Source organism: Curtobacterium sp. B8 (assembly GCF_000333315.1).
Lineage (GTDB): Bacteria > Actinomycetota > Actinomycetes > Actinomycetales > Microbacteriaceae > Curtobacterium > Curtobacterium luteum.
Map to the genome: position 1 here is coordinate 1 of NZ_BACW01000691.1, position 1,110 is coordinate 1,110.

Annotated in this window: 1 protein-coding gene; it reads right to left on the reverse strand. The window is 73.3% G+C overall.

Annotated elements, in window-relative coordinates; translation table 11 throughout:
* Nucleotides 1–29: 29 nt before the first annotated feature.
* A partial coding sequence (locus I59_RS18535) for an Asp-tRNA(Asn)/Glu-tRNA(Gln) amidotransferase subunit GatB (RefSeq protein ID WP_022905160.1) occupies nt 30–1,110 on the reverse strand: 1,081 nt, incomplete at its 5' end.

The following is a 1,110-nucleotide window of genomic DNA, read 5'->3' on the forward strand; positions in this document are numbered from 1 at the left end:
GCCTCCCGTCGGGTGGTCCTGCCGGTGCGTCAGCCCTGCTGCGCGCGCTCGAGCACGAGCTCGCGGACGCGGGCCGCGTCGGCCTGGCCCTGCATGGCCTTCATGACGGCACCGATGATGGCGCCGGCGGCCTGGACCTTGCCGTCCTGGATCTTCGCGAGGACGTCGGGCTGGGCGGCGAGGGCCTCGTCGACCGCGGCGGTGAGCGCCGAGTCGTCCGAGACGACCTTGAGTCCGCGGGACTCGACGACCTGCGATGGCGAGCCCTCGCCGGCGATGACGCCCTCGAGCACCTGGCGGGCCAGTCGGTCCGTGAGGTCGCCCGACTCGACGAGCGCGATGAGCTCGGCCACGTGCTGCGGCGACACGAGGTCGCCGGCGGCGGCATCCTGCGCGTTGGCGACGCGGGTGATCTCGCCCGTCCACCACTTGCGCGCTGCCTGCGGAGCCGCGCCGGCGGCGACCGTGCCCTCGACCTCGTCGAGCAGCCCGCCGTTGACGACGTCCTGGAACTCGAGGTCGGCGAAGCCCCACTCGCCCTTGAGACGACGACGACGGGCGACCGGGGCCTCCGGCAGCGCGGCGCGGAGTTCCTCGACGAGGGCCGGGTCGGGCACCACGGGGAGCAGGTCGGGCTCCGGGAAGTAGCGGTAGTCGTCCGCGTCCGACTTCGGACGGCCGGCCGACGTGCGCCCGGTGTCCTCGTGCCAGTGGCGGGTCTCCTGCGTGATCGTGCCGCCGGCCGCGAGGATCGCCGCCTGCCGCTGGATCTCGTAGCGGATCGCACGCTCGACCGACCGGAACGAGTTGACGTTCTTGGTCTCGGTGCGGGTGCCGAGCTTCTCCTGGCCCCGGGGGCGGAGGGAGATGTTCGCGTCGCAGCGGAGGTTGCCGCGCTCCATGCGGGCCTCGGAGACGCCGAGCGCCCGGACGAGGTCGCGGATGACCTGCACGTACGCCGCACCGAGCTCGGGGGCGCGGTGCTCGGCGCCGAAGATCGGCTTCGTGACGATCTCGACGAGCGGGACGCCGGCACGGTTGTAGTCGACGAGCGAGTACTCGGCACCCTGGATGCGGCCCGTGGCACCACCGACGTGCGTGAGCTGCCGG